We start from the raw sequence: 20,994 nt of genomic DNA on the forward strand, positions 1-20,994 counted from the left end.
TCATGGCATCAAAAAACGTGCAGAAAGCATCTGCCATGCAAAATAATTCAATAACTTTGTCTTCGGTGAGTATAGCGATTGTTATTTGTGATATGAGTGCGAATAGTACATCTGTGGATATTCAGTTAGATCCGGAAACAAAGGGTGAGTTTTTGTTGTCTATTACGGATGGGGAGAATGAGTTAAGTGGAGAGTTCTTTATTGATTAAAGATTTCCGTGACGTTAATCGAAGTACTGTTACTATTATTAATAACCTAAAAAAGAGAGTTTATGGAAAAGAAACTGGTTAAATTGTTCGCTCTAGTGGCGATCTTTTGTATCATCGGCTGTAGTGATGATGTTGGTGTCGGTCCTAAGGGAAAACTCTATTTCTACAATTCTAGATCTTGGAAAGACAGCGGTCTTTTGATTTATGAAAATTTTGATCCTGAATGTACAGTTCCGTATCATTATTCCACCAAGAAAGACTCTGTTTATTTGCGATCTTGTCTTTCGGGTGATCCGATAACTTGGAAGGCTTACCCTAAGTTGGATCTTGATAAATTTATATTTTTTTTAGAAGGTGATATTGAGTTCGCAGTTTATAAGCATAATTAAATTTTATTGCCATGAGAAATGTTTTTTTGTTTACCCTTTTTCTTGATTTCTGTTTTATCTCAAGCACAAGTTTACGAATTTCCGATAAGACCCGGTACAACGGAATGGGATAAGTTACGAACAGAAAAAGATCGTTTTTCTGCCATGCTGATTCCTGATGATCAATTAAAACACATGAGTACCATTGACTTGTTGATTACTTGCATGAATTATCCAGCCTATGGCTATTTTACTGCGTTTAATGATCCGCAAGAAGGAATAGATATCAATATCCGCAATTTTAACGGGTTGCAAGAGTTGATGAGGCGAACGGATGCGCCAAATGAATTGTTGTCTATTTATAAACAAATGGACACATTCAAGATGACATTGAAAAATAAAGCCATAGAGACCAATCTTTTTGGTCAATTAAAAGGTCTTATTTCGAATTGTTATTAGCTCAAGACGCAATTATCGATAAAATGGATGAGGCGAATCTTATTGATTTATTGAAAGAAATCCGTAAAAAGTATTATTTGAAATTAGGAAATTCAACGGAATATTGCGTTAAGGATTATTTTGTGTTGTCGGATCTTGTAAATAAGATAACCAAGAAACCTTTAGAAAAGAAGCTGGATGAGTTAAATCTATTTTTGAGCGCAGACACTGTTTTTCAATCAATAGCAAGTATTAAACCTCAATTTTTAGCGATAAGTGAAACATCGGGATACAGTCAGATAACTATTTATACACCCAAAGGAACTTCTGTTTCGGCTTTAAAATTTGTGGGTACGGATTATAATAGTTCAGAGAAGAATGAATTAAAAAACTATTGGTTGAATTATTATAATAATCGTATCACATTTAAAGGAGAAGCTACTTATGCTTACAATTGTCATGCCTATGCATGGTATTGCTCGGAAGGGCATAGCTATGTTTGGATTAACACCCCGGGAGACGATACCTTTTGGAATGATGGAAGTTATGTATTAACTAACACACCGGATGAAAATTGTAAAGTATCTTATTTAGGTTGTGATCATTCGGCTATAACAAGTTCTCGTAATGGATATTTTATTTCCAAATGGGCAGATCTGCCACTTTTTGAGCATTTACCTGAAGATTGTCCCTTTGCGTATACGGGATTAAAATATTACACTTATCCGGATCCTACATATAATACAGTACCTCCTAAACCATCTGTTAAAACTTTCAGAAAAGATAATGATCAATCATTTACCGCTGCTGTGTCTTGTGATTCCCGTTACAATGTTGATCAATATGAATGGAAGAGTGATTATCCAAGTGATTGGTCTATTGTAGCTCAAAATGCAAGTAAGTCCAGTGTGAAAGTATATCGTTCAAGTAGTCCTCGTTCTTGCAATTTATCCGCTCGTGCTCATAATAGTTACGGTTGGGGTGAATGGCAAGTAATAGGCTGGCTTTATGCATCAAGCACTTATAGCCTTTCTGTTTTACAGAATCCGGTAAGCTCCACATTGCAAGTACAGATTGCGCCAAATGCAGAAACACAAACTTTACAAGACGGTGCGTTTGCTATGGAGGTTACGAAGCAGCGCCCCATATTGAGCAAACCCTCGACGTATAGTATTGGATTGTATAGTAGTACAGGAACTTGTGTTTATCAAAACACAGTGAAAGGCCAAGGAGAAAGTGCCGTTAACTTGAATATTGATGTCTCTTCTTTGTTGAACGGTATTTATATTTTGCATGTAAAGACTGCGGATGAAGATGCGCAGACATTGAATATCGTTGTAAAACATTAAGATAGAACTTTGTGGCTCAAGCTATTTAAGAACTAATAGTTCAAATATTGCATTTTTCGGACTTGATCCGTTTTCTCCTTAAGTAGATGATCTTACCTTCGTAGGCGAAGTATCTTAAGTGTATGGGCGAAGTATCTTAAGTGTATGGGCGAAGTATCTTACGTTCGTGAGCCGATACACTTAAGATTCTTTGATTGACAGCCTGCCGACCTAGAACAAATTATAGTTCGTACGCAACACCTTGAATTCCGTCCTGCGGTTGATCTGGTCGGCGATCTCTTGTTGTTCCGGCGGCAGGGCAAGGATGAATTCCTCGGTAAGCACATCGCCTTCTTTCAAGAAATCGAATTGTTTAGCCATCTTCTTATTGATCGTCTTGGGAACGCTTTCTCCATATCCTTTCGCTTCCAGGCGAGCCGCCTCGATACCTCCCGCTATTAGGTAATCCACGACCGATTGTGCACGGCGTTGAGCCAAACGCTCGTTATACTGGTCCGTACCTTTCCGGTCCGTGTGGGCACCCAGTTCGATCGTTACGTTCGGGTTATCGTTCAGCATCTTGATCATCTCGTCCAAAGCTTTCTTGGATTCTGGACGAAGGGTCGCTTTATCGAAATCGTAGAAAATGTTATCGATAACAACCGGCTTGCTGATCGGAGAGAGAAAGAAATCCACGATATACGTCTCGTTTTTCTCCTCGGGGCCGGTATGCAACTCGTAATTCTGGTTGAGGTAACCACGGGCGCTGGCCATCATGACATAACGGATGTCCCGTTCCAACTCGACACGATAGGTTCCGTCTTTCTTGACCGGGACTTTCACGTTCAGTCCGTCTTTTCCGACGATGCGTACGGTAGCGTCCTCGATCGGATATTCATCCACATCGTTTACGATTCCTTCGATGAAGATGGTGATCGTAGGCCGTTCAAAGGAATATATATGGTCATAGCCCCGTGCGTCGTTGCGGTTGGAGCAGAAGAAGCCCCGTTCCTCTTTTCCGGCGAAGGTGATACCGAAATCGTCTGCCATAGAGTTGATGGGAGCGCCTAGGTTCTCGACCTTCCACTTCCCTGTACTGTCTTGCGTGGCCTTGAACAGATCGAGACCGCCCATTCCCGGATGTCCGTTGGACGCGAAATAAAGGGTGACGGAATCCCGGACATACGGGAACATCTCGTCTCCCGGGGTGTTGATCTCTTCTCCTAGGTTCTCCATCGGGCCGAAATCGTTTCCCGCTACCCGGGCACGGAAAATATCCTTGCCACCGAAACCGCCCACGGCGTCGGATACGAAATACAGGTATTTGCCGTCCGGCGAGATGGAAGGATGACCGAGGGCGGTAACCGAGTCTTTTACGATCGTCGCACGGGTTCCTTTTCCCCATTTGGCGCTGCTTCGGGTAGATATGTAAATCTCGGCGGTACGAGAACCTTCCGGATCTTGGGCGCAATAGGTATAATACATCGTGTTTCCATCGGGGGAGAAAGAGGGGGTTCCTTCGTCGTATTCCGTATTCACCTCGTCTTCGAGTTCTACGGGGGCTAGCCAAGCCCCTTTCTCATCTTGTTTGACAAGGAAGAGGTTATTGTTGTTTTGCCCGGTGATGGCGCTGACTTTCGCGTCCTTGTCTTTCGAGCGGGAGGAGGCGAAGTATAGTTGGTCGTATTTATCTCCGGCCAGCATCGGACTGAATTCTCCTCGGCGGGAATTGAATTTATCCATACGCCTTACCTCGTAGCGGGTAGGGTTCTTTTTCCATCCGGGAGCCAGCTCGCATCCTTGTATGCCGTTGATGGCTAAAGGATTGCTAGGATCGTTCTCCATATAGATATCGTAGTTCTTGATCGCCTCCGGATAACGTCCGGTCTTCTGTAGCATCTGTCCCATGCGTAGGTAGACGGTGCTATCGGGGTAATCATAGCGGATGGCGTTCATATAGGCGCTAGTCGCTTTCGCCGTATTATTGATCAACCGGTTACATTCGGCCATACGGTAAGCGATATAGCCGCGCAAATCCCTTTTCTTCGGGGATGTTTTCGTGTAAACCTTACGATAAATGGCGGCTGCCTCATAGTATTCCCCGATACGCTGCTTCTCCTCGGCATCGCTCAACTTCGCCGATTTGCAGGAATACAAGGAAGATACGATAAGCAAAAATAAAACATATATAGTAAAATGCGCTTTCATTCAATCTGGAATATATTCGTGCAAATATAACGAATTGTATGGGATCTTATTGTATGTCTGTTACAATAACAAGGAACTATCCCCATAACTCAGGAACCTGAAATCGTGCTCTAAGGCATACTCATAGATGGATTTCCAGTTTCCTTTTACGAAAGCGGAGATCAGCAAGAGCAAGGTGCTTTTGGGCTGGTGGAAATTGGTGACGATTCCTTTTACGATCTTGAACTCATAGCCCGGGGCGATGATGATTTGCGTAGCCGTTACCAGCGTATCCGCATCATGCTTATCCAGATAATCGAGGATGTTTTGAAGGGATCGCTCCGCTGTCAGCCGGTTGTTATTGGTGTCGTAAGGCATCCATTGTTTTACGACGAGATCTTCGGAAGTCGCTTCCGGGTTATTATCTAGGATCACGCCCATGTAATAGAGACTTTCCAAGGTCCGTACGGAAGTCGTTCCTACGGCGATGATATTTCCAAGGTTGCTTTTGATACGTTCGATGGAACAGCGGCGGACGGAGATAAATTCCGTGTGCATCTCGTGCCCTTCGATCGTGTCGCTTTTTACCGGTTTAAAGGTACCCGCTCCGACATGCAAGGTGACCTCTTCCCGCCCGATGCCCCGAGCATCTATATCGGTAAGTACTTCCGGAGTGAAATGAAGTCCGGCGGTCGGTGCGGCGACGGAGCCTTTTATCTTAGAATAAACCGTTTGATAGGTCTGTAGGTCGCTCTTCTCTGTTTCTCTGTGTAAATAAGGAGGAATTGGCAAGACCCCGGCGGCATCCAAGATATCGGCGAATGTATAAGTCTCGTTATCCCATGTGAATTCGATCAAATGTGTGTCATCATGAGACTTTTTCTTATCCGCTGTCAGCACGACCGGTTCATCCTTAATGAAGATCGTTTTGGATAAAGTGCCTTCTTTCCATTTCTTAAGGTTGCCAACCAAGCAAGTCCAGCTACAGCGTCGGGTCTCTTGAAAAATCAAGGCGTAATCATGAGGCTCGATAGGCTCCAAGCAGAAAATCTCGATGCGTGCGCCGGTCTCTTTCTGGAAAAGTAGGCGGGCTTGTATGACCCGGGTATTATTGAATACCATCAAGGCGTTCTGGGGAAGATAATCCGTGATATGCTTAAAGATACTTTCGCTTATTTCCCCGTTACGGTAGAGTAAAAGTTTGGACTCATCCCTTTTAGGCAGTGGAAATTTGGCTATCCGCTCATTGGGGAGTGAATAGTCATATTGGTCAATACGTATGTCTCGTGGGTTCATTTGCTACTTGTTTGCAACTAATTTGCAGACAAAAATAGGTAACGAGGCTGGATTTTTTGCTGGATTTTTGGGCTTTAACTTTTATTAGAATTGGTATCTATCTTAAAGCAAAAACTTGGATGTAGGTATCGGGGGGTATAGATGGGTCAAAGATGGGTATTTGCCGGACGCAGAATTCTGAGACTTGACCAAATGACGCAGACGAACGCAGTGTAATGTATATATTGTTAGTTATCAGAAAAAATAAGTCTGAGTTCGTCTGTGTCCGGTAATACTGACTTTTGACACACCTCCCCTTGGATTGGAGCTGGATTATTTGACCGGGGATTTTACGAGTGTAGCACTGTTATAGCCGATACTATCACCATGCAGGCAGACTTGTGTGAGCTGGATATCGCATGTGTTCCTATAACATAGGGCGAAGGTGTCTATGTCTGCATTTGTCCATTCTACGGTGAGGTGGAGCCACAACTCCTTGACGGGTATGACTACGGAATCTGCTATACCGCTGATCGGGCGATTTCCGTAAAATCGGATGGAATCGCCGGTTTCTTTGAATTGACCCTCAAAAGCATGGATCGTCTCTGGATAGATCGAAACACAGGATTTGTCCACATTATCAGCGAGCGTGAAGACATGGTCAATACCGTTTTCCGTGAAATTCACTTTTCGAATGGCGATATGCCCTTCTTTTAGTATGCCAGTGTCGCTATAATCATAATCGTAAATAGAGTTTGCGTCCTTGTCGCCCACCGAAAGATACAGTTGTGGGGAATGATTTGCGCACTCAACCTCAAATATATCGGGCAACGTGTCTTGTGGTTCTTTGGAAGGACCGGGTTCTTCTTGATCCGGATGGCCGGATACTATGTCTACATCCTTGTCGCCGCAAGCTATTAATTGGGCGAGGAAGATTACTAGCAATAAATTGAATGCTTGTCTCATGGCTTATATGATTAGTTAGGTTTAATGTTAGTTATTGTCATCATATCTGATGTATATAGGAATGATCCGGATGTATAGGCGCTTGTCGTTGTAACTAAATAGTAGCCGTTACTGGATCCGTTCCAGCCTAGATTGAAATAAAGGTAATAGTTTGTTCCCGTTTCTCCTGTATAACTTTCTTCTATTGGGCTGTTGGGGCATTCTCTGACCATTTTTTCAGCCCAATCTTTTGTCTGATATCCTTCTACGACCCAAGTATGTCCTACGCCTCCTGTGCGTGTGCCTCTCATATATACAGGTCGGTTTGAGTCTATATCTACTTTCACCTTTGAGAAATTATAAGACCCTATTAACATATTGATGTTATATCCCATAAGGGTGAAAGCGTCATAAGCATAATATATGTTGGAACCACTGCCATCACATCCATATGACATAGAGCATTTATCACCTATTTCTGCTAATAAATTAGCTACTTGTGACCTATATGTGGTATTTGTTAGGTTCTTTGCATCAGCAACAGATTTCATTCCACTCCAATTGTAAGTGGTATTTCTCAATTTCATATTTACAGGATGTATATAACTACCACTTGTTGGTTTTTGATGATGTGCCATAATTTGTGCGATGGCTACAGCTACACATCCAGCTGGATCTTTTTGTGATGTACTAACGCATATTGGCAGACTATCATTATAAGGAGATGGACTTTGTCCCCAATTAAGATTCATCGCACACTTTTTAGTCGTTGTTTTTGTGATTTCTTGAAAAAGACCGGTATCGCATGGGTCAACATCAGATGAGAAATTTGTTTGATATTCATTGATCGACTTGCTTATAAGTTTATCTGTTTGCTCAAAGAATATATGCTCAAATTCAGGTAAGTTAGACATATCCCACATACCGATGCTTGAGAATGCTAAAACTTTTCCTAATACTCTTTTGTCTCCAACCTCAACTACGAACCCTTTCTTTTCCCCAGTTATTGTCTTGAAGTTAATGATATAAACAGGAATATTCTCATAGCCTTCATTTGAGATTGAATAGGCAACTTGTTGTTGGCCTTGGATTGAAATGGGACGAAAAATCGTTTGAACTTCGGGTATAAGACTATCCGTTTGTGATTTCGTAACGGTTGACTGATCATCGAGGAACTGTAGGGCATTTGAGATTGCCTCTTGTTCGCTGATTGTATTCACGCTTACTTGTTCGTTCATGAAAGTGCTGTTATTCTCTTCATGATTTAGGCTTTCGCAAGACATGCAAAGCCATCCTGATAGCACCATGGATAAAAGAAAATGTTTTTTCATATTTATAAGAAGATTTATATTTTTTGATCTCGTAAAAATAGTGCCTTTTGTTTTAAACTCCAAGCAAAAGAGCTTGAAAATCCGTGCGGAAAATCTTGTAATTCTAGCTCTCTTACGTACCTTTGCCTGCTGTAACGAATAAATAGAGATATATACAATGAACGTAGGTGATAAAGTTCGCTTCCTGAATAGTGTGGGAGGTGGAGTCGTACGCGGATTCCGTGGAAAGGACCAAGTGTTGGTTGAGGATGAGGATGGGTTTGAGGTTCCTGCCTTGATCAAGGAATGTGTCGTGGTTGGGGGCAATGATATGCAAGTGCATAGCTCGAATCGCCCGAAAGTACAGGCTCCGGTAGAGACTCCTTCCCCAAAGAAGCCTGAACCCAAAGAGGAAAAGGTCGAGGAGACACCGGAGGGAGAGCGTCTGAATGTGTATCTGGCTTATCTCCCGGTCGATCCGATGGCGTTTCAGCAATGCGGCTATGAGACGTATTTCGTGAATGATAGTAATTACTATTTGTTCTTCAATTATATGAACCGGACGAATAATAGCTGGACGAGCCGTTATAACGGGATTATTGAGCCGAATACGAAAATATTCTTGGAGGAGTTCGGTAAGCCGGAGTTGAATGATCTGGAAAGGATTTGTGTGCAACTGATCGCTTTCAAGAAGGATAGACCCTATTCGTTGAAAAACGCCGTATCGGTAGAGTTGCGCTTGGATACGGTTAAGTTCTACAAGCTTCACTGCTTTATGGAGAATGATTTCTTTGAGGAGGATGCCTTGATTTATCCGATTATCCGCAACGACTTGCCTGAGAGAGAGCTATTGGTCTCTGCGGCGGAGTTGAAGGAAGCTATGCAGCAAAAGGTTCGCGAGGAACGTAGGACTCCCCGACAAATCGTGAAAAAGAAGCCGACGAATAGCGCTATCCTTGAGGTAGATTTGCATATAACCGAGTTGCTGGATAATACAAATGGATTGAGTAATGCGGATATGCTAACTTACCAATTGGAGAAATTCCATGAGGTGCTGGCTCAGTACGCTTCAAAGAAAGGACAGAAGATTGTCTTTATCCACGGAAAAGGCGATGGCGTACTTCGCAAGGCGATCGAGAAAGAATTGAAGACCCGCTATAAGCAACATTATTATCAAGATGCTTCTTTCCGTGAATATGGCTTTGGAGCGACCATGGTAACGATTAAGTAATAATCATACGCCCAAATATCAGAATATATGGCCATCGAGATAGAACGGAAATTCTTGGTCTCCGGTGATTTCTTATCGGAGGCTGTTAGCTCCACTCGTATCGTGCAGGGATATATTTGCTCACAGCCCGGATGTACGGTTCGTATTCGTATCCGGGGAGAGGAGGGATTCCTAACGATCAAAGGCGCTTCGGATGAGAAAGGCTTGAGCCGTTATGAGTTTGAGCAAAAGATTCCTCTGGTGGATGCCGAGCGGTTGTTGGAGCTTTGCGAGCCGGGTGCGATCGACAAGGTTCGTTATCTGGTTCCCATAGGTTGCCATACGTGGGAAGTCGATGTTTTCCACGGGGCGAATGAAGGGTTGATCCTTGCGGAGATCGAGTTATCGTCTGAAGACGAGCCTTTCGAGAAACCGGCTTGGCTGGGTAAGGAGGTGAGTGGAGATCGCCGTTATTATAATTCAATGTTGACAAAACATCCATTTAATAGTTCAAATACATGAAGAAACTCTTTTTATCTGTAGCGGCCGCTATATTGGCGTTTCCGGCCTTGGCCGATGAGGGCATGTGGCTGCTTCCTTTATTGAAGCAACAAAAGTTTGCGGAGATGCAGGCCCTTGGTCTGCGATTAAGCGATCAAGAAGTGTATAGCGCCGAGGCTCCTTCCTTGAAAGATGCCGTGGTTCGTTTTGGTGGTGGTTGTACGGGCGAGATAATCTCTCCGGACGGGTTGGTGCTGACGAATCATCATTGTGGTTATAGTAGCATCCAACGGCATAGTACCCTGGAACATGATTATCTGACGGACGGCTTCTGGGCGATGTCTCGTGATAAGGAGCTTCCGAATCCGGGATTGACGGTTACCTTTATCGATAAGATCGATGACGTGACGGATTATGTGATAGCGGAACTGAAAAAGATAACGGATCCGAACAGCATGGAATTCTTGTCCGCTAAGTACTTGAACGGCCTCGCTAAAGCGAAAGTGAGTGAGAAGTTCTTGCAGGATAACCCCGGTACGGAAGTCGAGATCAAGGCTTTTTATGGAGGTAATAAATACTATATGTTTACCAAGAAGATCTATTCGGATGTCCGTTTAGTCGGTGCTCCCCCTTCCTCTATCGGTAAGTTCGGTGCGGATACGGATAACTGGATGTGGCCTCGCCATACCGGAGACTTCTCTCTTTTCCGTGTATATGCCGATGCAAACGGAAATCCGGCACCTTATTCGGAAACCAATGTCCCGCTTCGTCCGAAGCGTTGGTTAAAGCTTTCTATAAAAGGTGTGGAGGAGAACGATTATGCCATGATCATGGGGTTCCCCGGCCGTACCAATAAATACTATACCTCATGGGAGGTAGCCGAACGTCGGGATATAGATAATGCGGTACGTATTAATATCCGTAATCTCCGTCAAGAGGCGATGCTGGAAGAAATGTTGAAAGATCCGCAAGTCCGGATTCAATACGCTAGTAAGTATGCGGGTTCTACGAACGCTTATAAGAATGCGATCGGTAGTAACTGGGCGATCAACAAACGTAATTTTGAGCAGGTGAAAAACGATGAGCAGAATCGTTTGATCGCTTGGTCGAAGAAGATGTGTGAGCCTGCTTATCCGGAAGCGCTTCTGGCATTGGAGCAAATCGTTCATGACCGCAAAGATTTACGTTTCCGTAGTTGGATGTTGGATGAGGCATTGAGCCGTGGCATCGAGTTCTCAAAAGTACCGACCAATATCAAGTCTGTTTGTGAGGCTTTGGAGGGGAAGGATCGTGCCGAGCAGCAAAAACAGGTCACTCAATTGGAGAGGGCTTTCCATCGTTTCGCAAATAAGGATTATGCGCCGATGGTTGATAAGAAGATAGCGAAAGTCATGCTAAAGGAATATAGGCGCTTGGTCGCTCCGAAGTCACAGCCGGCTTATTTCTCCGTAATCGATAGCAAGTTTAAGGGGGATGTGGATAAATTCGTTGATTATCTGTTTGATAAATCGATCTATGGTAGCGAGAAGAACTTTAATGCGTTTAAGGAGCATCCTTCTGTCAAAGCATTGAGAGAAGATCCGATGATTCTGTTCGCACAATCCGTAAAAGATGAGAAAAAGGCGTTAGATAAGGCCTTGGCTGATTTTGATGCCGGATATGCGATCGCCCATCGTGCGTATGTGAAAGGACTTTTAGCGATGTATGGAGACTTGGCTAGTTTTCCGGACGCGAACTCTACGCTTCGTCTGACTTATGGGCAGGTGAAAGGTTACAGTCCTCGTGATTGCGATTATTATGGTCATCAAACCACTTTAGACGGCGTCATGGAGAAGGAGGATTCTACGAATTGGGAATTTGTGGTTTCTGCTCGTTTGAAGGAATTATATCAAGCAGGAGACTTTGGCCCTTATAAGATGCCTAACGGTAAAATGCCGGTTGCCTTCTGTGCTACGACCCATACAACGGGAGGGAACTCCGGTAGTCCGGTATTGAATGGGCAAGGAGAGTTAATAGGTATCAATTTCGACCGTAACTGGGAAGGAGTAGGAGGAGATATCCAATATCTGCCCGACTATCAACGCAGTATTATCGTAGATATCCGTTATGTCCTATTCGTAATCGATAAATATGCCGGAGCCGGTTATCTATTGAACGAGATGGAATTCTCAAGATAGAGAAGTAAGTTAACTTCGTGGGCGAAGTATGTTAACATACTTCGCCCATGAACCTAAGTTCCTTTTTCTATAAAGCCAAAAAGAGGAGACATATCCCTGAAAGATACGTCTCCTCTTTTTGTATATGTATATCTATAACTTAATAAATCTTATCAAGATCAGCAGCTTTGACTCTGAAGATATGACCATTACGAGAGAATACCAACTCTCCGTCTTCCTTCTTCTTTTGATTCACCAAACGCTGAAAAGCTATATTTGCACCTTTTACTATATTCTCTTCGAATTCTCTAACTTCTTGCTCATTCATGATGTTCAAGTTTTGTAAAAATATCTAGATTATACACTTCCCTTTTATCATTCTTGAATCCCTTGGCGATCACTTCCATGGGAGACATCGAATTATCTGTTATCATCCAATAGTCACTAATAGGAAGGTATAGCTCGAATAAATTGTGGATACCGGCCTCATACCGACGCCGTATCGTTGCTTCCGGAATATTGTGACCTCCAGCAGCTACCCTCATTTTCACACGTTCCACGGCTAGATCTGGCGTATTCAACCAGAAGTAAAGCAATGTAACATAATAACCTTCCCTTTGTGCTTCCCGTATCAAGTTTGCTACTGAACGGGTGGCCAGCGTAGTTTCCATCGCAAAAGTCTCACCAGCACTGATGAGTTCCTTTATTCGCTTATACATAATACGACTAGCTTCAACGGCGACGGCTATACTGTCTGCATTAAAAGGGGAAAGTCCCTTGGCTATCTCGTCTGAGTTTACAAACTCCCTACATTTTAGCATTTCTGGTAAAATCGTGAAGGAAGCTGTTGTTTTTCCTGCTCCGTTGCAACCTGATATTATATACAAATATGGCACTGTTTGCTGTTTTTGATGCTGCAAATATATGTAATAGTTTTTTAATATGCGTCGTTTTATTTCTCAAAAATCGTAAAAATGTGCAAGGAATGTACTTTTAACTAACAGGTTTGTTGGGGAAAGTGGTGGTTTTGTTAATTTTTATACCCAAAGTAGATCACTCATGATGCCGTCGGAAACGAAGATTCCTGACTTGGATAAAATCAATTTGTCATCGGTTTGTAATAAGAGGCCTTGGTTGATATGGGATTGAGCTTGCTTTTGACAATAAGAAAGGAGCTTACTGCCAAATTTTGTTTGGATATCAGCGAAAGAGACTCCCCACATGGTTCGAAGACCGGTAATGATGAAGTCGTTGTACCGGGTGTATAGGTCTAAATTCTCGGATTCTATTGCCAGATGCCCATTTTCTATACCTTCTATATATATAGGTAGAGAAGATGGATTCCATTCCCGGTCCATTTCGTTATAAGAATGGGCGGAAGGACCGAGCCCCAGATATTTCTTTCCGGTCCAGTAGGAGCTATTGTGCTTGGAGAAGAACCCGGGACGGGCGAAATTAGATATCTCGTAATGCAAATAGCCTGCTTCTGCCAACCGATCTATTAATGTGGAAAAGAACGAGACGCTTAACTCCTCGTTTATGGGGGGCACTTTTCCCGCTTCCAGCAATTTGTAAAGTGCGGTACCTTCCTCGTAAATGAGGTGGTAGGCGGAAAGATGGGGAACATCCAACCGGATCGCTTGTTGCAAATTCTCTTCCCATGCTTGCTGCGTTTGGTTGGGGAGTCCGTAGATCAAATCGATACTGATATTTGTAATCCCATATTCCTTGCATAGTTCTACAGCTTTAATCGCTTGTTCCCGGTCATGACGACGATTCAGAAAACGCAAATCTTCCGAATGAAAACTCTGTACACCCATGCTAACCCGGTTAAAAGGATAATTACGGAGAAGCGATACATATTCTCGTTTCATGTCATCAGGATTCGCCTCTAAGGTAATCTCCGCTTGCTCAGCTACATTAAAATGACGATAGATAGCTTCGAATATCTTACCGAAATCTTTCTCATCTAATTGGGAAGGGGTGCCGCCCCCAAAATAAATGGTTTCTAATGCTTCGTTTCCTATATATCCCTTCCGCGATTCCATCTCTTTTATAAGTGCGTTTATATACGGCTCTTTATACTTCATCTCCGTATTGGAAAAAAAGTCACAGTATAAACACCGCTTGGCGCAAAAAGGAACGTGTATGTATAAGCCTGCCATCTGTATGGACACAATTATATCTTTACACAAAGATATGATTTTAATTTCAAAAAGCCTTGCTGCTGCACAACATAGTTCTCAAACACCGGGCGATAATTGCTTTTTTCCTTTACAATCTCTAATTTGCGCCCTCGTGAAAGTGATTCACGCCAAATAAACGTATTGTTAAACTCAAATAAATCCTGATATCATGAAAGTATACCAAACAAATGAAATTAAGAACATCTCTATCTTGGGAAGTTCGGGCTCTGGGAAAACCACTCTCGCTGAAGCTATGCTTTACGAGGGTGGAGTTATAAAACGTCGCGGCTCCGTTGAAGCAGGAAATACGGTGTCTGACTATTTCCCGGTTGAGAAAGAGTATGGATACTCAGTGTTCTCAACCGTTTTCAGTGTAGAATGGCAGGATCGGAAGCTGAATTTCATCGATTGTCCGGGTTCGGATGATTTCGTGGGAGGAGCCGTTTCCGCTCTGAATGTCACGGATACGGCACTGATGGTATTGAATGCCCAGTATGGTGTTGAGGTTGGAACCGTTAACCAGTTCCGGTATACTGAACAATTCCATAAACCGGTGATTTTCGTTGTCAATCAGCTTGATAATGATAAAGCCGACTATGAGGGAACCATCGCCCAGTTGAAAGACCGTTGGGGCAGTAAGATTGTTCCGATCCAATATCCGATTAGCTGCGGCTCTTCTTTCAATGCTGTGGTGGATGTACTGAAAATGAAGATGTATCGTTGGAAGCCGGAAGGTGGAGTTCCTGATGTATTGGAAATCCCTGAGGAGGAAATGGATAAGGCGATGGAGTTACATCAAGCCTTGGTGGAAGCCGCTGCTGAGAACGACGATATGTTAATGGAGAAATTCTTCGAGGAAGGTGCGTTGAGCGAGGACGATATGCGTGCCGGTATCCGTGCGGGCTTGGTTACTCGCGGTATGTTCCCGGTATTCTGCGTATGTGCCGGTCGTGATATGTGCGTTCGTCGTACGTTGGAGTTCTTGGGTAACGTGGTTCCTTGTACCGACAAGATGCCTCGTCTGATTACTACGGAAGGCGTAGAGGTGACTCCGGACTCGAATGGTCCTGCTAGCTTGTTCTTCTTCAAGACTACCGTGGAACCTCATATTGGTCAGGTTTCCTATTTTAAAGTGATATCAGGAAAAGTAAAAGAAGGTGACGACTTGATGAATGCCGATCGTGGTTCCAAGGAGCGTATTGCGCAGTTATTTGCGGTAGCCGGACAAACTCGTATCCCGGTTACGGAAATGGTGGCGGGTGATATCGGAGCGACTGTTAAGTTAAAGGATGTTCGTCGTGGTAATACATTGAACGGAAAGGGTTGTGATTATCGTTTCGACTTCATTAAATATCCGGATCCGAAATATCGTCGTGCTATCAAGCCTGTGAATGAGGCTGACGCCGAGAAGATGATGGAAATCTTGATACGTATGCGTGAGGAAGACCCGACATGGGTAATCGAACAGTCCAAGGAATTGAAACAGACAATCGTTTCCGGCCAAGGTGAGTTCCACCTTCGTACATTGAAATGGAGAATCGAGAATAATGATAAATTACCGATCGAATATCTGGAGCCGAAGATCCCGTATCGTGAGACAATCACGAAAGCGGCCCGTGCGGATTACCGTCATAAGAAACAATCCGGTGGCGCAGGCCAGTTCGGTGAGGTCCACTTGATTATCGAGCCTTACTATGAGGGTATGCCTACTCCGGATACCTACCGTTTCGGCGGACAGGAATATAAGATGAATGTTCGTGATACTCAGATAATCGATTTGGATTGGGGTGGTAAAGTCGTGTTCGTAAACTGTATCGTTGGTGGTGCTATCGACGCTCGTTTCTTGCCGGCTATCCTGAAAGGTATCATGGCTCGTATGGAGCAAGGGCCGTTGACGGGTTCGTATGCTCGCGACGTGCGTATTTGCGTATACGATGGTAAGATGCACCCCGTAGACAGTAATGAGATCTCTTTCATGCTTGCCGGACGTAATGCGTTCAGTACCGCTTTCAAAGAGGCGGGTCCTAAGATCTTGGAGCCTGTTTACGATGTCGAGGTTTCCGTTCCTGCCGATTATCTGGGGGATGTGATGAGTGACTTGCAAGGACGCCGTGCCTTGATTATGGGTATGAATAGCGAGAAGGGATTTGAGAAACTATTGGCGAAAGTTCCTTTGAAAGAAATGTCTAACTATTCTACTTCATTAAGCTCCATTACGGGCGGACGTGCTTCGTTTACGATGAAGTTCGCTAGTTACGAGTTAGTTCCTGCCGATGTACAAGAGAAGTTGTTAAAGGCTTACGAGGCTATCCAATCAGAAGAATAGGTAAAGTAAAATGTCATCATAATTTTTTAATATTTAAAGTTAAACGAGAAAAGGCCGGCTTTGTGAAGAGCTGGCCTTTTTGTTATTGGGATCAGAACATTTCCGGACGGAGGAGGTCACCCGTTTTCTCAAGCACGTAGATTGCGATCGATTGATTTTGAATGGTGATATCATCGATGGCTGGCAATTGAAGAAATCCGGTAAACGCTGGAAACAAAAGCATACCGATTTCTTTAAGGTATTGATGAAGATGATGGAGAAAAGGGGTACGGAGATTATCTATGTCGTGGGGAACCATGATGATTTTCTCGACAGCTTGGCTCCTTTTAAGTTCTCCAATATATCGATCGTAAAGGATTATTTGCGGCCATATTCATCAAGCGGCAGTTATTTGCATGGTTATTTGTTGAATAGCGGGTTTAGTGAGGAGATCCGTTCTTGGCATTCTCGTCATCCTTCGGTTCTGATGCATTTCTTTTGGGATAAGAAAGATCAGCGAGCCGAGGTGATAATAGACGATTGCCTTTCTTTCCATCAGCTGGATGATACGTTGTTTCTACGTTATATGTCGGGGGCGAAAGCTTATGCTACGACCGCCGGGTTCGAATCCGTATGTGAGGCGATGTATCTGAATAAACCTGTATTGATGGTTCCTACACATATTGAGCAAGCTTGCAATGCTTACGATGCCTCTTTGTCTGGCGCAGGCGTTGTCGCTGATTGTTTTGATCTGGACGCGTTATTATCCATTTCGGAAAGCCATGTGGAGAATCCGGTTTTCCGGCATTGGGTGAAACAGGTGTGCCACGCTGATGGAACAGGTGTGCCACGCCGATGGCACGGGTGTGCCATGCCGATGACATGGGTGTGCCATCAGCGTGGCACTGAAGTCTTATTTATTCAACGCTTGCTCAATATCTGCAATAATATCATCGGCGTTCTCGATACCTACAGAGAAGCGGATCAAGTCCGGAGCCACGCCAGCCTCTATCAATTGTTCATCGCTCAACTGGCGGTGCGTATGACTGGCCGGGTGAAGCACGCAAGTACGGGCATCCGCTACGTGAGTTACGATAGCGGCGAGTTTCAAGCTATCCATAAACTTGATCGCCACCTCACGTCCACCTTTCAATCCGAAGGATAATACGCCGCAAGAGCCATTCGGTAGATACTTCTTGGCGAGTTCATGGTACGGATTGCTTTCCAATTCAGGATAATGAACCCAAGCAACCTTATCACATTTCTGTAGCCACTGCGCTACCGCCAAGGCGTTTTTGCAATGCTGCGGTACACGAAGATGCAAGGTCTCCAATCCCAGATTCAATAGGAATGCGTTTTGCGGGGATTGGATCGCTCCAAGGTCACGCATCAGTTGGCTGGTCGCTTTCGTGATGAACGCTAATTTCCCGAATGCCTTGGTATAGGTCAATCCGTGGTAAGAAGGGTCCGGCTGGCAAAGTCCCGGGAACTTCTCGGCATGCGCCTCCCAGTCGAAATTGCCGCTATCCACGATACAACCGCCTACGCTCGTGGCATGGCCATCCATATATTTAGTCGTGGAGTGCGTAACGATATCCGCTCCCCATTCGAACGGACGGCAATTGATCGGCGTGGCGAACGTATTATCGACGATCAAGGGTACGCCATGATTATGAGCGATGCGGGCAAACTTCTCTACGTCCAATACCATAACGCCCGGATTGGAGATCATCTCGCCGAACATCGCCTTCGTATTCGGGCGGAAAGCCTTGGAGATCTCTTCCTCGCTTGCGTCTTGATCGATGAATGTACACTCGACTCCCAGTTTCTTCAAGGTAACGGCCAATAGATTGTAAGTACCACCATAAATGCTGGTAGCGCTTACGATATGGTCGCCAGCCTCGCAAATATTGAAGAAAGCGAAAAAGCTAGCGGCCTGCCCGGATGAGGTCAGCATGGCGGCCACGCCACCTTCCAATGCTGCGATCTTGGCTGCTACAGCCTCGTTTGTCGGGTTTTGCAGGCGGGTATAGAAATAGCCGCTTTCCTCCAAATCGAACAATTTAGCCATCTGTTCGCTCGTCTCATACTTGAATGTCGTGCTTTGATAGATCGGGAGGACACGGGGTTCTCCTTTCTTGGGTTGCCAACCGGCCTGTACGCACAGGGTTTCCGGTTTGAATTTGTTATCCATATCGGTTGTTTTTTAATTAATTGTCATTTGAATCGCAAATGTACGGAAAATCGGTAAGAATTGTTCCGCTTACAAGATCTTCTTCTGTAAGATACTGAACCAGATGAAAGCGACGACACCTTTCAGCATATTGGAAAGGCTGATCGCCCACCAAACACCCGTAATACCCAGTCCCGCTGCCGCTAGCCCGATGGCCAAAGGTATGCGCAGGGTGTTGCACGAGATGCTGATGATCGCCGGCGGAATCGTTCGACCGGTACCGTAGAACATGCCTTGCGTGGTAATCTCCAGCATCATGAAGATCATCGAATAGCCATCGATCCGGAGAAATATACCACCGGCCTCATAAGCGGCTTGCTCCGGCACGATCAGCGAGAAGACCTCGCTACCGTAAAAGACGAATAACAACGTGCAGAGTACACCGATGATAGAAGTCATTTTAAGCGTCGTATGATAAGCGGTCAGGATACGTTCTTTCTTGCGTGCGGCGTAGTTCTGGGCGGTGAAAGCGGAGAGGGCCGTATGAAGCCTTGTGAGGTGTTCCATGCGATCGCCTCCATTTGTCCGCCTGCCGTAAGCGTCATCAAACCGATATGCCCTCCGTAGGTGGAAGCTGTACGAGCCATAAAAAGATTGATGATCGCGAAGAATGTATTTAATAACGCTACCGGTAGACCCAATTGGAAGATCCGCTTGGTGTAGCGTTCCTTTAAACGGACAAAGAAAGGGAATCCCCCGAACAATTTATTGCGGCATTTTATCTGATAGACGAATAGTCCGCAAACCACCGCTTGGGAGATCCACGTAGCCCAAGCCGCGCCCGCCGTACCCAAATGGAAGCCGAGTATAAATAAAGGATCTAGCACCATATTCAGTAAAAGACCTGTTCCGCTGATATAAAATGGAATCTTACTCAATCCCGAGGCATTATGAATCCCGGTAAACGCCGCCGAGAGGAAGATAAATGGGAATGCGGAAGCGACGATTCTCAAATATTCCACGGCGTTTAACGCAATCGGTTCCTCCAGTTTGTAGAAGCCGATAATCGGATGAGCGAGGACGAATAGCAAGAATCCCCAACAAAGCGAGAGGATCAAGGCGATCGTTAGGTTATGGGAGGCGAATCCTCGGGCATCTTCCACGTTTTGCGCTCCGATACTTTGCCCGACACTCACCTCCGAGCCTACTTTATTCAAGTAAGAGATCGAGTTCGTCATCCAAGTAAGGATACCAACGGCGCCGATAGCGGCTACGGCCTCGCTTCCCAATCGGCCTACCCAAGCCATGTCGGTGATGCTATAGGCCATTTGGATAAATGAGGTACCCATGATCGGCATCGCCAGATTGAATAGTTGCCGGGAGATGGCCCCTTCGGTCAGATTTTTTGTTCCTTGCATGATCGTTTGTTTAAATGTGCGCAAAAGTAGAAATAATTTTGCTACCTTTAGCGACGTTAATCTTAAAGAATAGTATGATGATAACGAGACGGAATTTTTTGAAAGCGGGTGCCGCTGTGGCTGCGCTGAGTGTAGTACCGAACGGCTTTGCCTCTATCTTGGCTAAGAAAGAGAAAGCGATAGGTGTACAGTTGTATAGTGTCCGGGACGACTTGAAGACGGATTTTGACGGTACGATGAAGGCTTTGGTGGATATCGGTTATAAACGGATGGAAGCCGCCGGTTACCGGGATGGCAAATTCTACGGGAAATCCCCGGCCGAGATGAAGAAATATCTGGCGGATCTGGGTGCCCGTATGGTAGGTTCCCATACCGGAAGCGGTTTGCTGGCGGAGGGTGATACCAAGGGATGGGACTTCTGGAAAAAGAATGCCGCCGATACGGCAGAGGTAGGCTGTAAATGGATTGTTCAGGCGGGTTATCCCTCCAAAGATATCAAGAGCCTTTCGGACGTGAAGCGTTTAGCGGATCAATTTAATAAATGTGGTGAGATCGCAAAGGCGAACGGGTTGCGTTTCGCTTTCCATAACCATGTGGATGAATTCCATGAGTTGGAAGGGAAGATCCCGTTCGACGTGATGATCGAGAATACGGACAAAGGGCTGGTTACTTTCCAGATCGATACGGCTCAATTAGTGTATGGCGGTTTTAAATGTCATGATTACGTGAACCGTTATCCCGGTCGTTTCGCCAACTGGCACTTGAAAGACGCAAATGCGGATGGAAAGGGTAGCACGGAGATGGGCGCCGGAATCGTAGACTTCAAGTCCTTATTCGCCGTGGCAGAGAAAGCCGGATTAGAGGATTACTTCATTGAGCAAGAGCGTTATAATATGACACCGCTGCAAGCGATGAAACATGATTATGACTTCTTGATGAAGGCTTCTTATGTGAAGTGGTAAATGGGAGTATAGGCGTAGCCTTA

Annotated in this window: 17 protein-coding genes and 3 pseudogenes; 11 read left to right on the forward strand and 9 right to left on the reverse strand. The window is 44.7% G+C overall.

Annotated elements, in window-relative coordinates:
* The first annotated feature begins 2 nt into the window (after positions 1-2).
* The 4 genes from E5342_RS03905 (at position 3) to E5342_RS03920 (ending at position 2,364) form a co-directional block, all read left to right on the forward strand.
* Positions 3-209: a hypothetical protein gene (locus E5342_RS03905; protein WP_135958864.1), complete on the forward strand. Its 207-nt coding sequence runs from the start codon at positions 3-5 to the stop codon at positions 207-209.
* Between the two features lie 62 nt (positions 210-271).
* Entirely contained in the window at positions 272-598 is a 327-nt protein-coding gene (locus E5342_RS03910) for a hypothetical protein (protein WP_121734871.1), read from the forward strand.
* A gap of 18 nt (positions 599-616) precedes the next feature.
* The gene (locus tag E5342_RS03915) at positions 617-1,036 is read left to right on the forward strand and encodes a hypothetical protein (RefSeq protein WP_135958865.1); all 420 of its coding nucleotides are present in this window, start codon (positions 617-619) and stop codon (positions 1,034-1,036) included.
* Between the two features lie 23 nt (positions 1,037-1,059).
* Positions 1,060-2,364: a T9SS type A sorting domain-containing protein gene (locus E5342_RS03920; protein WP_135958866.1), complete on the forward strand. Its 1,305-nt coding sequence runs from the start codon at positions 1,060-1,062 to the stop codon at positions 2,362-2,364.
* A 210-nt stretch (positions 2,365-2,574) separates the two neighbouring features.
* Here the strand turns inward: E5342_RS03920 and E5342_RS03925 are convergent, their stop codons facing one another.
* The 4 genes from E5342_RS03925 to E5342_RS03940 form a co-directional block, all read right to left on the reverse strand.
* Positions 2,575-4,551 (reverse strand): OmpA family protein, encoded by a 1,977-nt coding sequence (locus tag E5342_RS03925; RefSeq protein WP_135958867.1) that lies wholly within the window; start codon positions 4,549-4,551, stop codon positions 2,575-2,577.
* A gap of 60 nt (positions 4,552-4,611) precedes the next feature.
* Positions 4,612-5,826: an S-adenosylmethionine:tRNA ribosyltransferase-isomerase gene (locus E5342_RS03930; protein WP_135958868.1), complete on the reverse strand. Its 1,215-nt coding sequence runs from the start codon at positions 5,824-5,826 to the stop codon at positions 4,612-4,614.
* 312 nt (positions 5,827-6,138) lie between these two features.
* On the reverse strand, positions 6,139-6,771 hold the full coding sequence (locus E5342_RS03935) for a hypothetical protein (protein WP_121734866.1): 633 nt from the start codon (positions 6,769-6,771) through the stop codon (positions 6,139-6,141).
* Between the two features lie 11 nt (positions 6,772-6,782).
* On the reverse strand, positions 6,783-8,081 hold the full coding sequence (locus tag E5342_RS03940) for a C10 family peptidase (RefSeq protein WP_135958869.1): 1,299 nt from the start codon (positions 8,079-8,081) through the stop codon (positions 6,783-6,785).
* 157 nt (positions 8,082-8,238) lie between these two features.
* Between E5342_RS03940 and E5342_RS03945 the strand changes: the two genes are divergently transcribed.
* From E5342_RS03945 to E5342_RS03955, 3 genes are read left to right on the forward strand one after another with little or no spacing between them, the layout of a single operon-like run.
* Positions 8,239-9,291 carry a DUF2027 domain-containing protein gene (locus E5342_RS03945; protein WP_121734864.1) on the forward strand — a complete coding sequence of 351 codons (1,053 nt, stop codon included), beginning with the start codon at positions 8,239-8,241 and terminating at the stop codon, positions 9,289-9,291.
* A gap of 27 nt (positions 9,292-9,318) precedes the next feature.
* On the forward strand, positions 9,319-9,792 hold the full coding sequence (locus E5342_RS03950; protein WP_121734863.1) for a CYTH domain-containing protein: 474 nt from the start codon (positions 9,319-9,321) through the stop codon (positions 9,790-9,792).
* The gene (locus tag E5342_RS03955; RefSeq protein WP_135958870.1) at positions 9,789-11,948 is read left to right on the forward strand and encodes a S46 family peptidase; all 2,160 of its coding nucleotides are present in this window, start codon (positions 9,789-9,791) and stop codon (positions 11,946-11,948) included. Before E5342_RS03950 ends, E5342_RS03955 begins: the two co-directional genes overlap by 4 nt.
* 139 nt (positions 11,949-12,087) lie before the next feature.
* On the opposite strand, the gene E5342_RS19275 is transcribed toward E5342_RS03955, so the two are convergent.
* The 3 genes from E5342_RS19275 to hemW form a co-directional block, all read right to left on the reverse strand.
* Complete coding sequence (locus E5342_RS19275; protein ID WP_168354445.1) at positions 12,088-12,255, reverse strand: hypothetical protein; 168 nt, start codon at positions 12,253-12,255, stop codon at positions 12,088-12,090.
* A complete protein-coding gene (locus tag E5342_RS03960) occupies positions 12,248-12,847 on the reverse strand; it encodes a zeta toxin family protein (protein WP_121734861.1) in 600 nt (199 codons plus the stop codon). The genes E5342_RS19275 and E5342_RS03960 overlap by 8 nt, the downstream gene beginning before the upstream one ends.
* Before the next feature lie 117 nt (positions 12,848-12,964).
* Positions 12,965-14,092 (reverse strand): radical SAM family heme chaperone HemW, encoded by a 1,128-nt coding sequence (gene hemW / locus E5342_RS03965; RefSeq protein ID WP_135958871.1) that lies wholly within the window; start codon positions 14,090-14,092, stop codon positions 12,965-12,967.
* A 190-nt stretch (positions 14,093-14,282) separates the two neighbouring features.
* Here hemW and E5342_RS03970 point away from each other — a divergent pair, with 190 nt between their 5' ends.
* From E5342_RS03970 to E5342_RS20280, 3 genes and pseudogenes are all read left to right on the forward strand, one after another.
* On the forward strand, positions 14,283-16,439 hold the full coding sequence (locus tag E5342_RS03970; RefSeq protein WP_121734859.1) for an elongation factor G: 2,157 nt from the start codon (positions 14,283-14,285) through the stop codon (positions 16,437-16,439).
* A 70-nt stretch (positions 16,440-16,509) separates the two neighbouring features.
* Positions 16,510-16,824: pseudogene (locus tag E5342_RS20110) on the forward strand (metallophosphoesterase); the annotation flags it as partial.
* Positions 16,816-17,238: pseudogene (locus E5342_RS20280) on the forward strand (glycosyltransferase family protein); the annotation flags it as partial. The pseudogenes E5342_RS20110 and E5342_RS20280, both read left to right, overlap by 9 nt.
* Positions 17,239-17,331: 93 nt before the next feature.
* Here E5342_RS20280 and E5342_RS03980 read toward each other — a convergent pair.
* Together E5342_RS03980 and E5342_RS03985 are read right to left on the reverse strand one after the other, a co-directional pair.
* Entirely contained in the window at positions 17,332-18,612 is a 1,281-nt protein-coding gene (locus tag E5342_RS03980) for an O-acetylhomoserine aminocarboxypropyltransferase/cysteine synthase family protein (protein WP_135958872.1), read from the reverse strand.
* A 69-nt stretch (positions 18,613-18,681) separates the two neighbouring features.
* Positions 18,682-20,009, reverse strand: a pseudogene (locus E5342_RS03985) (MATE family efflux transporter).
* A 74-nt stretch (positions 20,010-20,083) separates the two neighbouring features.
* Here E5342_RS03985 and E5342_RS03990 point away from each other — a divergent pair.
* Entirely contained in the window at positions 20,084-20,971 is an 888-nt protein-coding gene (locus tag E5342_RS03990) for a TIM barrel protein (protein WP_246867054.1), read from the forward strand.
* Positions 20,972-20,994 lie beyond the last annotated feature (23 nt).

It is taken from the genome of Parabacteroides distasonis (assembly GCF_004793765.1).
GTDB lineage: Bacteria > Bacteroidota > Bacteroidia > Bacteroidales > Tannerellaceae > Parabacteroides > Parabacteroides distasonis_A.

Excerpts from the sequence above, each read along its gene's own strand:
- E5342_RS03905 (WP_135958864.1), top strand. The coding sequence starts at position 3 with ATGGCATCAAAAAACGTGCAGAAAGCATCTGCCATGCAAAATAATTCA.
- E5342_RS03910 (WP_121734871.1), top strand. The coding sequence starts at position 272 with ATGGAAAAGAAACTGGTTAAATTGTTCGCTCTAGTGGCGATCTTTTGT.
- E5342_RS03915 (WP_135958865.1), top strand. The coding sequence starts at position 617 with ATGTTTTTTTGTTTACCCTTTTTCTTGATTTCTGTTTTATCTCAAGCA.
- E5342_RS03920 (WP_135958866.1), top strand. The coding sequence starts at position 1,060 with ATGGATGAGGCGAATCTTATTGATTTATTGAAAGAAATCCGTAAAAAG.
- E5342_RS03925 (WP_135958867.1), bottom strand. The coding sequence starts at position 4,551 with ATGAAAGCGCATTTTACTATATATGTTTTATTTTTGCTTATCGTATCT.
- E5342_RS03930 (WP_135958868.1), bottom strand. The coding sequence starts at position 5,826 with ATGAACCCACGAGACATACGTATTGACCAATATGACTATTCACTCCCC.
- E5342_RS03935 (WP_121734866.1), bottom strand. The coding sequence starts at position 6,771 with ATGAGACAAGCATTCAATTTATTGCTAGTAATCTTCCTCGCCCAATTA.
- E5342_RS03940 (WP_135958869.1), bottom strand. The coding sequence starts at position 8,081 with ATGAAAAAACATTTTCTTTTATCCATGGTGCTATCAGGATGGCTTTGC.
- E5342_RS03945 (WP_121734864.1), top strand. The coding sequence starts at position 8,239 with ATGAACGTAGGTGATAAAGTTCGCTTCCTGAATAGTGTGGGAGGTGGA.
- E5342_RS03950 (WP_121734863.1), top strand. The coding sequence starts at position 9,319 with ATGGCCATCGAGATAGAACGGAAATTCTTGGTCTCCGGTGATTTCTTA.
- E5342_RS03955 (WP_135958870.1), top strand. The coding sequence starts at position 9,789 with ATGAAGAAACTCTTTTTATCTGTAGCGGCCGCTATATTGGCGTTTCCG.
- E5342_RS19275 (WP_168354445.1), bottom strand. The coding sequence starts at position 12,255 with ATGAATGAGCAAGAAGTTAGAGAATTCGAAGAGAATATAGTAAAAGGT.
- hemW (WP_135958871.1), bottom strand. The coding sequence starts at position 14,092 with ATGGCAGGCTTATACATACACGTTCCTTTTTGCGCCAAGCGGTGTTTA.
- E5342_RS03970 (WP_121734859.1), top strand. The coding sequence starts at position 14,283 with ATGAAAGTATACCAAACAAATGAAATTAAGAACATCTCTATCTTGGGA.
- E5342_RS03980 (WP_135958872.1), bottom strand. The coding sequence starts at position 18,612 with ATGGATAACAAATTCAAACCGGAAACCCTGTGCGTACAGGCCGGTTGG.
- E5342_RS03990 (WP_246867054.1), top strand. The coding sequence starts at position 20,084 with ATGATGATAACGAGACGGAATTTTTTGAAAGCGGGTGCCGCTGTGGCT.